The organism is Streptomyces sp. NBC_00316, from assembly GCF_036158715.1.
In the GTDB taxonomy this organism is placed as follows: domain Bacteria; phylum Actinomycetota; class Actinomycetes; order Streptomycetales; family Streptomycetaceae; genus Streptomyces.
This window is the reverse complement of sequence record NZ_CP108024.1, coordinates 40,097-54,804: the sequence shown is the minus strand read 5'-3', so window position 1 is coordinate 54,804 and position 14,708 is coordinate 40,097. Positions and strand designations below refer to the sequence as shown.

13 protein-coding genes and 2 pseudogenes are annotated in these 14,708 nt (G+C 68.6%); 9 read left to right on the top strand and 6 right to left on the bottom strand.

Annotated features, from left to right (window positions below; genetic code table 11):
* Nucleotides 1–61: 61 nt before the first annotated feature.
* The 5 genes and pseudogenes from OG878_RS39540 (at nucleotide 62) to OG878_RS39520 (ending at nucleotide 4,633) form a co-directional block, all read left to right on the top strand.
* On the top strand, nucleotides 62–2,758 hold the full coding sequence (locus OG878_RS39540; protein ID WP_328891579.1) for a galactose-binding domain-containing protein: 2,697 nt from the start codon (nucleotides 62–64) through the stop codon (nucleotides 2,756–2,758).
* A 186-nt stretch (nucleotides 2,759–2,944) separates the two neighbouring features.
* Nucleotides 2,945–3,304: pseudogene (locus OG878_RS39535) on the top strand (SOS response-associated peptidase); the annotation flags it as partial.
* Between the two features lie 224 nt (nucleotides 3,305–3,528).
* Nucleotides 3,529–4,032: a hypothetical protein gene (locus OG878_RS39530; protein WP_328891578.1), complete on the top strand. Its 504-nt coding sequence runs from the start codon at nucleotides 3,529–3,531 to the stop codon at nucleotides 4,030–4,032.
* Entirely contained in the window at nucleotides 4,020–4,259 is a 240-nt protein-coding gene (locus OG878_RS39525; RefSeq protein ID WP_328891577.1) for a hypothetical protein, read from the top strand. The genes OG878_RS39530 and OG878_RS39525 overlap by 13 nt, the downstream gene beginning before the upstream one ends.
* Complete coding sequence (locus tag OG878_RS39520) at nucleotides 4,259–4,633, top strand: toxin Doc (RefSeq protein ID WP_328891576.1); 375 nt, start codon at nucleotides 4,259–4,261, stop codon at nucleotides 4,631–4,633. The genes OG878_RS39525 and OG878_RS39520 overlap by 1 nt, the downstream gene beginning before the upstream one ends.
* A gap of 530 nt (nucleotides 4,634–5,163) precedes the next feature.
* Here the strand turns inward: OG878_RS39520 and OG878_RS39515 are convergent.
* Complete coding sequence (locus OG878_RS39515) at nucleotides 5,164–5,385, bottom strand: hypothetical protein (RefSeq protein ID WP_328891575.1); 222 nt, start codon at nucleotides 5,383–5,385, stop codon at nucleotides 5,164–5,166.
* 270 nt (nucleotides 5,386–5,655) lie between these two features.
* On the opposite strand from OG878_RS39515, the gene OG878_RS39510 reads away from it, so the two are divergent.
* From OG878_RS39510 to OG878_RS39500, 3 genes and pseudogenes are all read left to right on the top strand, one after another.
* Nucleotides 5,656–6,464 (top strand): IS5 family transposase gene (locus OG878_RS39510; protein WP_328891574.1). Its coding sequence is split into 2 segments (ribosomal slippage): nucleotides 5,656–6,004 and nucleotides 6,004–6,464, totalling 810 coding nucleotides; the frame shifts between segments, so codons are not numbered across the junction.
* A gap of 197 nt (nucleotides 6,465–6,661) precedes the next feature.
* Nucleotides 6,662–6,901 (top strand): annotated as a pseudogene (locus OG878_RS39505) (DEAD/DEAH box helicase family protein); the annotation flags it as partial.
* Nucleotides 6,902–7,040: 139 nt separating this feature from the next.
* Nucleotides 7,041–9,095, top strand: a complete 2,055-nt coding sequence (locus OG878_RS39500) for a DEAD/DEAH box helicase (protein WP_328891573.1) — start codon at nucleotides 7,041–7,043, stop codon at nucleotides 9,093–9,095.
* A gap of 338 nt (nucleotides 9,096–9,433) precedes the next feature.
* Here OG878_RS39500 and OG878_RS39495 read toward each other — a convergent pair whose 3' ends face one another.
* The 5 genes from OG878_RS39495 to OG878_RS39475 all read right to left on the bottom strand — a co-directional run bounded on the left by OG878_RS39495 (nucleotide 9,434) and on the right by OG878_RS39475 (nucleotide 13,542).
* Complete coding sequence (locus OG878_RS39495) at nucleotides 9,434–10,207, bottom strand: 8-oxoguanine DNA glycosylase OGG fold protein (protein ID WP_328891970.1); 774 nt, start codon at nucleotides 10,205–10,207, stop codon at nucleotides 9,434–9,436.
* A gap of 106 nt (nucleotides 10,208–10,313) precedes the next feature.
* The gene (locus tag OG878_RS39490) at nucleotides 10,314–10,445 is read right to left on the bottom strand and encodes a hypothetical protein (protein WP_328891572.1); all 132 of its coding nucleotides are present in this window, start codon (nucleotides 10,443–10,445) and stop codon (nucleotides 10,314–10,316) included.
* A gap of 278 nt (nucleotides 10,446–10,723) precedes the next feature.
* Nucleotides 10,724–11,812 carry a hypothetical protein gene (locus OG878_RS39485; protein ID WP_328891571.1) on the bottom strand — a complete coding sequence of 363 codons (1,089 nt, stop codon included), beginning with the start codon at nucleotides 11,810–11,812 and terminating at the stop codon, nucleotides 10,724–10,726.
* The gene (locus OG878_RS39480; protein ID WP_328891570.1) at nucleotides 11,809–12,237 is read right to left on the bottom strand and encodes a protein kinase domain-containing protein; all 429 of its coding nucleotides are present in this window, start codon (nucleotides 12,235–12,237) and stop codon (nucleotides 11,809–11,811) included. The genes OG878_RS39485 and OG878_RS39480 overlap by 4 nt, the downstream gene beginning before the upstream one ends.
* 516 nt (nucleotides 12,238–12,753) lie before the next feature.
* The gene (locus OG878_RS39475; RefSeq protein WP_328891569.1) at nucleotides 12,754–13,542 is read right to left on the bottom strand and encodes an SDR family oxidoreductase; all 789 of its coding nucleotides are present in this window, start codon (nucleotides 13,540–13,542) and stop codon (nucleotides 12,754–12,756) included.
* 189 nt (nucleotides 13,543–13,731) lie between these two features.
* Here OG878_RS39475 and OG878_RS39470 point away from each other — a divergent pair, with 189 nt between their 5' ends.
* Complete coding sequence (locus tag OG878_RS39470) at nucleotides 13,732–14,610, top strand: helix-turn-helix transcriptional regulator (protein ID WP_328891568.1); 879 nt, start codon at nucleotides 13,732–13,734, stop codon at nucleotides 14,608–14,610.
* Nucleotides 14,611–14,708 lie beyond the last annotated feature (98 nt).

Below are 14,708 nucleotides of genomic sequence, written 5' to 3'. Positions count from 1 at the left end.
GAACCACCATGTGTTCCCGGCAGCTACGGGCCTTGTGCCCGCGCACAAAGGAGAGTTCCCGATGCTCAGACCGATGCGTGCCGCCGCATTCACCGCCGCCCTGCTGGTGGTCGGCGCACCGGCAGCCATCGCGCACGACGCACCTCCCGCCAAGACCGTCTTCGTAGCGCCACAGGCAAGCGGCCCGGCCTGCTCCGCACACAAGCCCTGTTCCCTCGCCACCGCCCAGCAGCGGGTCCGCCGACTGCTGGCCGACCAGGAAGCGGACGGCGAGGCCAGGGACATCACCGTTCAGCTCGCCGACGGCACCTACCGGCTGACGCAGACGCTGAACTTCACCTCCCAGGACTCCGGCCGTGCCGACAGCCGGGTGACCTGGACCGCGGCTCCCGGGGCGCACCCGGTGCTCAGCGGCGCCACACGGGTGACCGGCTGGCAGCTGCACGACGCGGACGCAGGGATCTGGTCCGCTCCCGTACCCGACGGCCTCGACACGCGCCAGGTGTACGTCGACGGCAAGAGAGCCCCCATCGCCCAGACGACCCCGGCCGAGCAGAACCTCAAGTTCGCCGCCACACCCGGCGGCTACACCACCACACCCGCCACCTGGGGCCAGGTGCTGCAGGGCCGGATCGGCGCGGCCGCTCTGAAAGGGGTGGAGTTCGTCTACACGGGCGGCAACGGCCCCTGGACCCAGTCGCGGTGCCGAACCGACACGGCCGACGGCCCGGTCATCCTCATGCAGCAGCCCTGCTGGGGCAACGTCACCAAACGGCCCACCTTCACCCAGGCCTCCGGCTCGCTGCCGTCCATGTCGCCAGGCAAGGCTCCCACCCGCATCGAGAACGCCTACCCGTTCCTGCACACCGGGCAGTGGTACCTGGACCGCGACGATCATGTCCTCTACTACGTTCCACCCGAGAACCAGGACATGGAACAGCTCGACGTCGAACTCCCCCGCCTCTCCGCACTGGTGACGGGATCAGGCACCCTCGACCACCCCGTACGCAACATCACCTTCTCCGGTCTCGAGTTCTCGTACGCCACCTGGCTGGACCCCAGCAGCCGCGCAGGCTTCTCCGATGTACAGGACAACCTCCGCATCACCGGCGACGACCCGGCCCACCCGCAGGCCACCTGCACCTTCGGCACCTGCCCCTTCGGCTCCTTGAGCCGCGAGCCGGGCAATATCCAGTTCACCGCCGCGCACAACATCAACTTCGAAGACAACACCTTCAACCACCTCGGCGCCGCGGGGCTGGTCCTGGAGTACGGAAGTCGTCATAACACTGTCGAGGGCAACACCTTCGCCGACATCTCCGGCAACGGCATCATCCTCGGCAACACCACCGACCCTCACCCCTCGGAGGTGGGCGCCGACGATCGTGAGCTCTCCACGCACAACACCATTGCCAACAACCTGATCCACCACATCGGCGCCGACTACCCCAGCGCCGCCGGCATCACCCTCTTCTTCACCCAGAACACCACCGTCACGCACAACGAACTGCACGACCTGCCCTACACCGGTATCAGCGCCGGCGTGGTCCAGGGCCACGTGGACAATGCCGCCCACCCGGACAACTCCACCAACATCAACAGCGACAACACCATCAGCCACAATCTGATCCACGGCTTCATGCAGGTACTCAAGGACGGCGGCGCGGTGTACGTCGAGGGCCACCAGGGGCAGACCATCACCGCACCCGACGGCACCGTCGACCGCGCGGCGAGCATCGCCCATGGCCTCAACGTCGAGGGCAACGTGGCCTACGACCAAGGCAACTCCAACTTCACCTGGTACGACGACGCCCGCGCCCAGTGGATCGACTGGACCGGAAACGTCGAATGGGGCGGCTACCTGGGCCAAGGCGGCTGCCAGACGACCGGACACCTCGACTTCACCGGCAACTACTCGTCCGACCCCACCGGCGAGTACCACTGTTCGCCCCCAGTGCCCGTCGACACCCACGCCGACGGCAACCGCGTCATCCCGCCCCAGCCCGCGGCGGCCGATCTACCCCTGGACACGCTGACCACGGCCGGCCTCGTGGGCCGCTTTCAGCACCTCACCACCGACGAGCGCCCAGTGATCGGCTACCTGCAGAGTCCCTCCGGCAGTCCTGTGTCCCAGCCCGTCGATGTCCTGGTTGCCGGCTCGGGCTACGACGCCCACACCCGGGTGAGCTTCGGGGACATCCCGGCCGCCAAGGTCAGCACACTCTCCTCCGGCTTCCTCATCGCCACCGCGCCCGCCGGCGCCAACCCGGCGCGCGTGGCAGTGACCACTGCGAACGGGAGTGTCTCGGCGACCGCCCCGGCGCTCAACGTGGCCAGGAACAGACCTGCCGAGCAGTCTTCGACCTGGGAAGGCAGCAGCGGTACGACTTACCCGGCAGGTAACGCCGTTGACGGCAACGACGGGAACTTCTCCGACACCAAGAATGAGACACAGCCGTGGTGGCAGGTCGATCTCGGCCAGTCCCATCCACTGGACCAGATCGTGATCTACAACCGTACGGACTGCTGCCAGTCGCGCCTGAGCGACTACTACGTAATCGTCTCCGACGAGCCGTTCACCTCCAGCGGCCTCGCCGACACCCTGGCCCAACCGGGGGTGTGGTCGTCGCACCAGAGCGCGCAGGCCGACCGGCCGACGACGGTCGATGTCCAGGGCCACCAGGGCCGCTACGTCCGACTCCAGCTGGCCGGCACCAACGAGCTCGCCCTCGCCGAGGTCCAGGTACTGCCCCGCTGAGCTCCGCGACTCGGCTTGCAGGAAGGGGTGGGTGAAGGGGGTGCCGCGGTGATCGATGGCGGGCCATCTCGGACCGTGCCGACGTGAGCTACGACTAATCCGCCCCCGTCCCGAGTTGGGGGGCGGATTGCCGTCCGGCCGTGGCCATCCGGGGGCGCATGTCCCGTGGAGCGGGCAGCACCCTTACCCAAGCAGCCGTACTTCATCCACCCCACCGACGGCCAGGTGATGGCCCTGGCGGGCCTGTACGAGTACTGGCGCGACTCGGACATCGAGAACGACGACGACCCGGCCGCCTGGCTGATCACCTGCACGATCATCACGACCGAGGCCACCGACGCGGCTGGCCGGGTACACCCCCGCATGCCGCTCGCCCTCACCCCGGACCACTACGACACCTGGCTCGACCCGCATCACCAGGACACCGACGACCTTCGCGCCCTGCTCACCCAGCCCGCAGGCGGCCTGCTCAACGCCCGACCCGTTTCCACGGCCGTGAACAACGTCCGCAACAACAGGCCCCACCTGCTGGACGAGATCGCCTGATTACGCCGCCCGCCTAACGGAAGTGAGCATGTAGTTCGTCAGACCAGCCAACTACAGGGCTCCGTCACATCAGCCGCAGTCGTCCATCCGCCTGGTCCGGATTGGCCTACCACTGTGGCCCTGGTGGGTGCGCTGACCAGGGTGGGGGAGACCGACCGTGCCGAGGGCGTGCCCGGCCCATCATGCACAGAGCGACAGGGGACCGGGTGGCGGCCCTGTCCGCCGTGGCCAGTGAACGGGCGCGGCAAGGGGAGACGGAGCGCGCGGCGGACATCGCCCGGGAAGCCGTTGCCCTAGCCCGGACTATTGATTTCGCGCCACTGCTGCTCAAGGCGCTGGCGAAGGCGGCGGAGGCGGTGGCTGCAGCCGGAGACGCCCGCCTCGCGGACGAACTCGTCGAGGAGGCCGAGGACGCGGCCCGGAAGGACACCACCCCCTATTCACGATCGCTGAATCTGGCAGCGCTGTCCGAGGCCCTCGTCCCGACAGGCCGCACGGAGTACTCCAGACAGCTGGCCCGGGATGCCGTGACCGTGGCGCGGACGCTCTTTGACCAGGGCAAGCGGGGGCGGGCCCTGGCCGACGCGGCAAAGGCCATGGCCAAAGCCGGCGACACCGACCTCGCGAGGGACATGGCCCACGAAGCCACGGCCGTGACACGGCCCGGGATGCGACACTCCTGGCCCTTCAGGTACCTACTTGGTACCATCAGGGTATGCCGTCCTTGAACATCACTTTCACCGACGACGAACTCGAAGCGGTCCGCGCCGCCGCGGCCGCCGAGGGCAAGTCCCTCAAGCAGTTCGTCCACGACCTCCCGCTGCGCGAACAGCAGCGCCTCCAGTTCGTCCGCTACGCCATCTCCTGGGGCGAGCAGCACCGGGACGAGTTCGACGACGCCTTCCCCGACGAGATGCCGCCGGCCGACCATCACCAGGGAGCCGAAGCCGCCTGATGGTCCTCTACATCGACGTCCCCTGGCTCCTGGACGTCCAGGAGCAGGCCGTCCCCGAAGACGTCACTGTCGCCGACTACTCCGCTCTCGTCGCGGCCGTCGCCCGCCACAAGACCCGCATCCCCCGCCCCACCACCGCCGAACCCGACGCAGCCTGGCGCGCCGCCGCTCTCCTGCACACCCTGGTCCGGCTCCAGCCACTGCCGTACCGCAACTCCCTCTACGCCTGCCAGGTCGCTGCGGCCTACATGCACGCCTCCGGTGAGGGCATTGACCCCCCATACGGCGCGCTGGTGGAACTGGTCCGCGACATCCAGTCCGGCAAGGCAAGCGTCTACCAGGCAGGCGACCACATCCGCTCCTGGCGCATCTGACGGCGGCGCGAGGGTCGTCGCGCTGCCCGCCGGGAGCTCCCGTACCTGGAGTGCCAGGCTGCGCGGACAGCCGCGATGAGCCGCACCATGGCACGGGGCGAGAACCGCTGGTATGGGGTCGTAACCGGCCACCAGGCCGGAGGCAGCAGGTTGACGCCGCCAGCAGCAGTTCGTGGCCGGAGCGGCCAGGGCCGTTGGGCCCGAAGCCGGCTGAGGCCGCCCGCACGCGGATTGCCGGCCGCGCAACGATTTCGCCCGGTCCGCAGAGCGACTGATGGCCTACGCCGGTGCGCTGTGGAAGGTGCTGCACCCTGACGCCCGCTGGCGCTGGCCGAGGCTCAGCCCGTGTTCGCCCCCTTGGCCCGGGCCATGGACTTCACCGCTCAGCAGGCGTGCAGTAGTGATAAGACAGGTGTCGTCGGCGGGCGGAGCTGGCCAGCAGGCGTGTTCAAGCTCTTCAAGGGAGCGGTCACGATTCAAGGGGAGCGTCATCGAGCGATCGCCCCACGACCAGATCTCAAACGCGGTGCTCAGGGAATGTGGCCGCTGAAGGCCATGTGGAGGACGAGCAGTAGCACTGCCAGCAGCGCGATGCCCCACGCTCTCAGGTACTCCCGCCAGAACGGCGGCGCAGGGCTGGCTGCTTCGTCGTCTGCCGCGGCTCGGCAGCGGTCGGAGCGGGCCACGTTCCAGACGAGGAGCAATCCGAAGGCGGGCAGCAACCCGTAGAGAAGCAGAGCCCTGAAGTTCACTACGCCTCCCTTGAGCAGCCACGGCCCAGGACTGAACCATTCTTTCCCGCTTCTCGCCGTGCCAGACGGGGATGAGGGCGGTGCCGTTGTCTCTCGAGGCAAGGACTGACCCCCGGGGCGCAGCAGTCGCCCAGGGCGCGGGCTTTCCGGGGCGCAGCGCCCGCCCTCGATTTGGCGGATTCCAGCGGTCGTCGCAACACGTGATCTCTGACGTGTGGCACAGCAAGCTAAGAAGTCATCTCATTTGGCTTCGTCGGTAAGCTGTCGGCCATGGTGGGGATCGTTGAGCGGCTGGTGCCGGATGAGTTGTGGGAGTTGTTCCAGCGGGTGGTGCCGGAGGCGCCATCGCGGCCTCAGGGTGGTGGACGGCGCCGGCATGGCGATCGTGAGGTGCTGGCCGCGATCGTGTTCGTGGCCACGTCAGGCTGCACGTGGCAGCAGGTGCCCACGGCTTCGTTCGGACCGTCGGGAGCGACAGCTCATCGGCGTTTTTCCGAGTGGACGAAGGCCAGGGTGTGGGCGAAGCTCCACCGCCTGGTCCTCGACGAGCTCGGGGCCTGCGGCGAGTTGGACTGGTCGCGGTGCGCGATCGACTCGGTGAACATGCGGGCCCTGAAAAGGGGGATCTGACGGGTCCGAATCCTGTCGACCGGGGCACGTACGGGTCGAAGATCCACTTGATCACCGAGCGGACCGGTCTGCCCCTGTCCGTCGCGATCTCTGGGGCGAACCTGCACGACAGCCAGGCCCTGATCCCCCTCGTGCAAGGCATACCGCCGATCCGCTCCCGCCGCGGACCGAGACGCCGCAAGCCCGCAAAGCTCCACGCCGACAAAGGCTACGACTACCCCCACCTGCGACGATGGTTGCGCCAGCGCGGCATCCAGCACCGCATCGCGAGGAAAGGAATCGAGTCCTCACAGCGACTGGGCCGCCACCGCTGGACCGTCGAACGCACCATGTCCTGGCTCGCCGGCTGCCGCCGTCTCCACCGACGCTACGAGCGCAAAGCCGACCACTTCCTCGCGTTCACAAGCATCGCCTGCACCCTCATCTGCTACCGCAGGCTCACCAATTGAGATGACTTCTTAGGCATCAGCCGACCGGAGTCAAGAACCGGTCGCCCACCTGCTGAAGCCCCATGGAGCCCTCCGCCGAGAGGCGATCACCCTCCGTACTCACACCCCCAACGGGCCCCGGCTGGTCTTCCCGACCATCCGGGGCTTCCCCGTGTTTCGGTTGAGAGGCAAGGGTGCTGTCATCGCTCTGCGACAGAATGTCGGCCATGGTCACACCAGCCGATCTCTCTCCGCCCCGCCGCCCTCAACGGCCGTCCTTGCGTCCGGACCAGGTGCAGGGGTTGGGGGCGGTGGTGCGGCATCTGCGCCGGCCGCATACGCGTGCGCTGTATGTTGCGGCGACAGGCACGGGGAAGACTCTGGTGTCGATGCGGGCCGCGGACGAGCTTGCGGCGAGGCTGGTCCTGGTTGTCGTGCCGACCTTGGACCTTGCCGCGCAGACCGCCCTGGCATGGCGGGAGGACGGTCACCTGGAGCACATGGTGATCGTGTCCTCAATGGATACATCAGCGCATGACGCTCTGGCGGCACGCCCGAATCGGGTCAACGAGCAGTTCACACGGCTTGGCTGCATTGATGTCGGTGGTGGGAGAGAGGGAAGACCAGCTGCGGGCGCTGACCGTCATCTGTACGTACGACTCGCTCGACAAGATCGAGGGCACACAGCACACCGGCTACCAGGTACCGCCGTTCGACCTCGCGATCATGGACGAGGCACACCGCATCGCCGGCCGGTCGGACAAGAAATGGGCCGTGATCAACGACCCGCAGCGGATCCTTGCCGACCGGCGTCTCTACATGACCGCCACGCCCCGCAGCTTCGCCGCCCCAGATTTGGCCGGCTCCGCGGACATCTTCCGCCCGCGGCAGCGGGGGAGCAGCCCGCCGGGTCTTGATGCTGCGGCGAACTCCATGGATAACGAGGCCGTCTACGGAAAGAAGGTCTTCGAGTACCCGCTGGCGCAGGCGATCACCGACGGAGTGGCCGCGGACTACCGGATCGTGGTCCCCACCGTCACCGACACCGAACTGCGCGACCTCCTCAACCTCCCCGCCCCCGGCACCAGCACGAGCGACCAGGCCGGACCACAGGACGCTTTGCGTACGACCGCCCTGCACCTGGCCGTCCTCAACGCGATGGCCGAGCACTCCATGCGACGGGTCCTGCTCTTCTTCCACCTCGTCGAGGACGCCACCCGATTCGCCCGCGAACTCGGCCACACACTGCGCCGCCTACGCCGCGCTGCTCCTCAGAGCTTCCCGGGGCTGGACCCGGAGGTCTTCGTCGTCCACGGCAACCACACCTCCGACGAACGCGCCGAGATCTTCGCCCGCTTCGCCTCCTCCCCGTGTGCGATCCTCACCAACGCCAAGGTGATCGCCGAGGGCATCGACATCCCCAGCGTCGACGCGGTCGTTTTCGCTGACCCCACCAGCAGCATCGTTCGCTGCGTCCAGGGCCTCGGCCGCGGCCTGCGCCTGGACGTGTCCGGAAAGACCGCCAGCCTCATCGTCCCCGTCTACATCCCGCCCGGTGCCGACGACGAGGACATCCTCGGCACCGCCTACGAGCCGGTGTGGGCTATCACCACCGCCCTGGCCAGCCGCGACCACCGCATCCTGGAACGCCTCCCGAACAAGGCCAACCGACTTCCCACAGAGACCAGCCGCATCATTCAGCACCGGTGGCACTTCGACTTCACCGTCCGCCCCGAGCGCATCGCCCGTGCCATGGACCTGATTTCCTTCAACCCCCGCGGGCCCCTCTCACGCTCCCGCCGCGAGGGCCTTACCGCGGACCAGGCCTTCCACGACGCCCACGGCCACCTCGACGTTCCCACCGACCACACCGACACCGTCGGCTACGAGCTCGGCCGCTTCATCACTGCAATGCGCGACGCCCACAACGCCGACCGCCTCGATGCCGGCTTCGCCGCCGAACTCGACGCCCTCGGCATGATCTGGGACAAACACCAGGCCGCCTGGCGCGCCCGCCTCACCGCCGCCGCCGACTACCACCGCATCCACGGCCACCTCGCTGCCCCCTCAACCACCCCCCTCGGTGCCTTCCTCGCCGAACAACGTTCCCTGGCCACCCACCACCGCCGCGGCGAAGCCCGTGCCGCCGACCTGGCCGCCATCGACCCCCACTGGAAGCTGCCCTACGGAGCGGACTGGCACCGCAAGTACCACCTCCTGCGCGCCCACCTCACCGCCGGGAACGACCCCACTGCCCTGACCACGGACACCACCCTGGGCACGGTGAAGATCGGCAGCTGGCTCGCCCGCCAGCTCACGCAGTGGAACAAAATCGACCCCGGCCAACAGCAGCTGCTGACCGCCCTCGACCTAACCCCCGAAACGAACCCCCTCACGCCCCGACGGACCCGCCGCACCTTCGAACAGACCGTCCAACTCCTTGAGCTCTTCCTCCACAGCGAAGGCCGCGCCCCCACTGCCCGCGAAACCATCACCGTGGACGGGGAGACGGCCCAGATCGGCCCGTGGCTGGCCAAGGCCCGCACGAAGAGGCGAGCCGGCCAACTACCCGCCGAGCACGACACTCTGCTCGCGACGCTCTTCGAGGGGGACTGGACCAGCGAATCAGCCGAGCCTGTCGTTTTGATGTAGCGCTGATGGAAACGGCGACGGGCCCCGCTCTCCCGACCGTGAGACGTCACACCGGCCCTCCCGCGCTCCAGCATGGACAAGGACAGATTCTCGGCCTCCGGACGGACCTGGTGCATCGTGGCGGACAGCCTGCGGAGCGCCGCGATCTGCCCTCGCACCCTGACCGGCATGGCAAAGCACCCATAGGAGCCTCATCGCCCGCAGTAGAGGGGCTTGGCAGCCGGATCGGCCGGGCGGGAGTCGTTCGGCGGTGAGGCCAGACGCGGCGTGCGGCGACGGCCCAGTGACTTCCCACACATCTCTCGCCCTTCCCCCGGCCGCGCTCGCCCGCCATGCCGTCAGCTGGGGTCCTGCCACTCGGTGGTGAAAAGCGCGTACTCCAGAAGGTCGGGACCTGCGTGGGCGGGCCAGAGGCCCGTGCCGGCCAGCTGACGGGTGGCTGCCTGCATGTAGGAGAGGTAGATCCCGTACCGGTGAGGCGACCAGTCCCAGTCTGCCCATACCCAGGCCGCCACCGACCCGTCCAGGTCCAAGCCCGTCTCAAGACCGACCGCGGCCGCTCGCGACCGCAGACGCAGCGACAGAACTCGGTCCAGGATGAGCGGCTCTGGGCCCCGCCCTGGTCTCAGCGTCCTACCGGTGAAGTACAGGAACTTGGTGAAGAACGACGGCCCGAACCCTGGGATTCGCCGGTGGAGCGCGGCATAGGCCTCCCGCGCCCCGATCTCACCCAGCGCGGTCGTTGCGGCAGCCAGAGCCTCATCGAGGCCATCGGCGGCCAGGATCTTGCTCAGCGTGCTCGGTCCGCTCCCGCCAGGGCTGCCACGCTTGCCCTTCCCCCACACGTAGGTTGCGACCAAGGCTTCCCGGAAGGCGTCGCGGCGCAGCGCATCGGCGACCATCGAGGTCACCTCCGCCCGGCTGACAGCGGCGTCCCCCGTCTGGGAAACCGGCGCCATGCCTGGAGGCCACGGGTTGATCTGTGCCCACCGGCCCGGGCTGTAGCGGATCGAGTGCGCACCAGGCGTACCGTCCGCGCACCTCACTGCGTTCGCACTCCACCAGCGGCCCAAGGTCGTCACCGCGGCGTTGGGCAGAAGGCGAGTAACCATCTCTTGGTCTATCGCATCCGCGCGGTCCTGTAAGTTCACGATCCCCCCGATGATGTGCCATGCCCGAGCTGGCTGCACCTTGCTGGCGGCGAGGTGGTGTGCGGGCCTAATCCGGCTCGGTTTCCGTGCCGAGATAGCGCACCGCCGGGAAGTTCTTGGCGAGGCGCATGATGACAGTGGCGTGTCCGTGCTCGGCAAGCTCGCGTCTGACTTTCTCCATGTTCAGGACCTTGTCCATCGCGGGGACCGTCGCCGCGCTCCGTTGCTGCGTTGCCGTACGTTGTTCCAATCCGTCGCCGCCAGTCGGCCGCGCCGTCGCGTGGGCGGGGAGAGGACGTCGTCATGGTGCTGTCCGTCCTGACGCCGTACACGCTACCCAGCGAGCACCCGGGCACGGTCGTGGCCGGGGCCGCCCCCCGGGGCTGATCCGTCCTTGCCGCCGGGACACGGAGTGTCTGTTGCCCTGGCGCTCACCAGGGGGAAGCGGGAGTTCCGTCGGGGCGCAGACCATGTATGTCATACGCGACAGCTGTCGCTATGGGTGACGTCGCGGAAATCGGCGATGATGGGGCTGGCCATGGATTCGCGGTAGACGACGGCTGCGCGGCCGTAGGGCCAGGTGATGTCGTCATGAAAGTTCTGCTGCGCCTCGGTGCAGCTGCCGAACATCACCGAACGCACGTTGTCCGTCCAATCCAGGTCGTCGCGGTAATCCTGGCCTTCAGGGAAGATGCCGGGACCGAAGGTGACGAACATGGTCTGTGCCTCGGGGTTGAAGGTGACGATCACCTCGTCGCCCATGTACTCCTTTCCTTGCAGGACTTGAGCCGCGTTGCTGCGCAGGCGTTCGGCTGTGGCCTTTTCCACCGGGGTTGCCGGTACGCGTGCGTCGGCCCATTCGTCGATGCTGGGCTGCGTGGCGTCGTTGCGGGTATACGCAGGCGAGGGAGCGGTCTGGTGCCCAGGCTCAGTCTGAGGGGCTGCCGTGGAGGGAGTCGGCGATGCGTTGCTGGGCTCCGGGCTGCGGGACGGTTCCACCATGGCCGTAGCGCTGGCGGGTGCCGCCTTCGGACGGTGGCTTGGACCGGCGGCTTGCTCGTGTCCGGAGGTCGACGCTGCGGCGATGGCTCCGCCGATGCTGCCCACCACGAGAGCCGCCGCGGCGACTGCCAGATACAGCCTGAGGCGACTGCGGGACGGGGCAGCGTGCCAGGCAGTGTCGTCCTCGTGAGGCAGATCCCAGTGGACGCTCACCAGGTCGGATACCAGCGTCGGCTGTTCTCCAATAGGAGAGGTGACGGCCGTTGCTTGCGCGGCGAGTAGTGCCGTACAGGTGCGGCCGAGTTCGGCGGCGGTCGGCCGGTCGCCGGGCTCTTTGGACAACGCCTGCTCGACCAGCTGCAGGAGGTCGTCCGGGACACCTTCCAAGTCCGGCTCGGTGGACATGATTCGGAAGGCCACCGCGTCGGGTGCGCCGGTACCGAAGGGGAGGCGACCGGTCGCGGCGTAGGCAATGAGCGCGCCCCAGGCGAACACGTCCCCTTCGGGGCCGACCGCGCCGGTGCGGTAATGCTCGGGGCTGATCCAGCCGGGCGTGCCGGTCACATCCCCGTGCGCGTGACCGAGGTGCCGTCCAAGGCATGGGCGATACCGAAGTCCAGCACCCGCGGGCCGGACGGGGCAAGGATGACGTTCTGCGGTTTCACATCCCGGTGGACGATGCCCGCCTCATGCACCGCGGCGAGCGCGGCCGCAGTGCCGGTAGCCAGTGCAAACAGGCGGGCCCCGCTCGTGGCTAGATACCGGTCCAGGGTGGGCCCGGGCACGAAGGGTGTGGCGAGCCAGGGGAGGTTGCTGTCGGTGTCTGCATCGTGCACCGGTACCAGGCACGGCCCCGTCACCCGCCTCGACAGCTGCACTTCCCGGCGAAAACGGGCCCGGAATTCCGCATTTGCTGCCTGCGCCGGATGCACGACCTTGACGGCCATCTGCAGGCCGGCTGAATCAACTGCGGCATACACGGTGCCCATGCCGCCCGTCCCGAGCCGCCCAATGACTCGATAGGGGCCTATTCGGCGCGGATCGCCAGGTTGCACCGGCTGGACACGACTGGACACAAAGGTGCCTTCTGTGCAGTCGTACTGGCTCAGGGCCGCACCATGTGGCCGGACGTGCGGCTCGGCCAGGAAGCCTTGGGCCCTCACGACAAACTGCTTGAGGCATCGGTCAGCTCGAACAATCCACCTTCAGGCGGAAGCCCACTCCAGCCCGCGCGTACCGCCAGGGCTGCTGCTGGGCATCGACCGCTGTCCGCCGAGCTCCAGGCCGCCGGTATCCAACTCGAACTCCTCACCGGCCCCCTCACCGGGATCTACGACCCCCCGCCGCTGTATCCACTGTCGCAGGACATGGGGACGTGGCGTTCTCGGGGCGGACGTCGCCGGTGCCATGAGGGCTGCGCGCACCGGTGTTGCTCCATTTCGATGGTGCACGCGCCGCACAACCGGCCCGGCCCGGCGCTTTTGCCGGGCCGGGCCGGTCTGGTGTCAGCTGGGCTGTGCGGTCGGCATGATGAAGACCTGCGGGAGGTTGACCCGCAGCGGCAGGGAGGCGATGAAGCCGACCGTCTGCGCGATGTCCTCCGGCTGGAGCCAGTCGATGGTCTCCTTCGACCCCTCCAGCCACGCGCTGGCGCCCTCGTCGGTGACGTGGCCCTGCAGCTCGGTACCCACGATGCCGGGCTCGATCGCCGAGACGCGTACCTTCTTCGGGCCCAGCTCCACGCGCAGGTGCTTCGACAGATGCGAGACGAACGCCTTGGTGGCGGCATACACGGCGAAGGTCGGGTAGAGGCTCTGCGCGGCGCTCGACGAGGTGTTGATCAGGTCGGCGACACCGCGTTCGCCGGCGGCCCGCACCAGCTGCGGCGTGAACGCGCCGATGACGTTCATCAGGCCGGAGATGTTCAGGTCGATCTGGCGCTGCCACTGGTCGGCGCGCAGTTCCTCGATGGGTGCGGGCAGCATGACGCCGGCGTTGTTGAAGAGCAGGTCCGCGCCGCCCAGCTCGGCCTCCACGCGGTCGGCCGCGGCCTGTACGGCGGCGGCGTCGGTGACATCGACGGTGATCGCCACCGCGGTGCCGCCGTTCTTGGCGATGCGGGCGACGAGGTCGTCGAGGCGGTCCGCGCGCCGGGCCAGCACGGCGACCTTGGCGCCCAGCGACGCAAGGTGCTGGGCCGACGCCTCGCCGATGCCGCTGGACGCGCCGGTGACAACAGCCACCCGGCCGTGAAGGGACTTGGTGGAGGCCTGGGCAGAGGTCTCGGTGGTCATGGGATGACACCTTCCGGAAGATCATTGGTTTCGAAGCGGGGCGCCTCCGACGTTCGCGGCGGCTCCTTGGCTTCAAGCTGACCACCGGGGGAAGCGCCCGAACGGCCCGGAGATGGCCCTGGTCAGACAGGTATCGGCAGTACCACCCAGCGGGCGACGACCGGTGTGCGGTCGGTCCAGACTGGATGTATGGACCGCAGCAGCGAGATCGCCAACTTCCTGCGCACCCGCCGCGCGCGGATGAGCCCCGAGTCGGCCGGGCTGCCCGCCGACGGGCGCGCCCGCCGCGTCCCCGGCCTGCGCCGCGAGGAGGCCGCCCGCCTCGCGGGCGTAAGCACCGAGTACTACACCCGCCTCGAGCAGGGCAGGGCTGCACACCCCTCGCCCGAGGTAGTGGACGCTCTGGCCCGCGCCCTGCGCCTGGAGACCGCCGAGCGCGAGCACCTCACCGACCTCCTTGCCCGCCCGGGCGGGCGGCGGGCGCCGGTAAACCCGCAGCGGGTCCGCCAGGGTCTGCACCTCATGCTGCAGACCCTGGACCACGTGCCCGCCTTCGTCATCGGCCGGCGCACCGACGTCCTTGCCTCCAACCGCCTCGCCCGCGCCGTCCTCACCGACTTCGACGCACTGCCCGTCCCGCGCCGCAACCTCGCCCGCTACTACCTCCTCGACCCCGAGGCACGTGAACGCACCGGCAACTGGGAACAGGTGGCGTGCGAGACCGTCGCCATGCTGCGCCTGGAAGCCGGCCGCTGCCCGGGAGACCGCCGGCTCGCCGACCTCATCGGCGACCTGACCCTCAACTCGCCGGAGTTCAGCGCCTGGTGGAACGACCACCGCGTACTGCGCCACACCCACGGGGCTGTGCACTACCGGCACCCGCTCGTCGGCGACCTCGAGTTCTCGTACGAGTCCATGCAACTGCCCGGCGACGACAACCAGACGCTGTGCGTGTACCTGCCGGAGCCGGACTCCTCCACAGCCGAATCCCTGCGCATCCTCAGCAGCTGGAACGCCCCCGCCACTGGTACCGCACCGGACCCCCGTCCGACCGGTCCCGGGAGCTGAGCAGCCCCGGGCCCTCAGCCAGGCCGACTCCTGAGAACACCACGGCCTGTGTGATCCCCCGGCAGGCCCGTCCCCCCAAACAGTACGCCGGAGGCACC

What these genes read in the sequence shown, in the direction of transcription:
- OG878_RS39540 (WP_328891579.1), top strand. Translation starts at nt 62, where the DNA reads ATGCTCAGACCGATGCGTGCCGCCGCATTCACCGCCGCCCTGCTGGTG.
- OG878_RS39470 (WP_328891568.1), top strand. Translation starts at nt 13,732, where the DNA reads ATGGACCGCAGCAGCGAGATCGCCAACTTCCTGCGCACCCGCCGCGCG.
- OG878_RS39525 (WP_328891577.1), top strand. Translation starts at nt 4,020, where the DNA reads ATGCCGTCCTTGAACATCACTTTCACCGACGACGAACTCGAAGCGGTC.
- OG878_RS39480 (WP_328891570.1), bottom strand. Translation starts at nt 12,237, where the DNA reads ATGGGCACCGTGTATGCCGCAGTTGATTCAGCCGGCCTGCAGATGGCC.
- OG878_RS39500 (WP_328891573.1), top strand. Translation starts at nt 7,041, where the DNA reads ATGTCGGTGGTGGGAGAGAGGGAAGACCAGCTGCGGGCGCTGACCGTC.
- OG878_RS39490 (WP_328891572.1), bottom strand. Translation starts at nt 10,445, where the DNA reads ATGGACAAGGTCCTGAACATGGAGAAAGTCAGACGCGAGCTTGCCGAG.
- OG878_RS39475 (WP_328891569.1), bottom strand. Translation starts at nt 13,542, where the DNA reads ATGACCACCGAGACCTCTGCCCAGGCCTCCACCAAGTCCCTTCACGGC.
- OG878_RS39520 (WP_328891576.1), top strand. Translation starts at nt 4,259, where the DNA reads ATGGTCCTCTACATCGACGTCCCCTGGCTCCTGGACGTCCAGGAGCAG.
- OG878_RS39495 (WP_328891970.1), bottom strand. Translation starts at nt 10,207, where the DNA reads ATGGTTACTCGCCTTCTGCCCAACGCCGCGGTGACGACCTTGGGCCGC.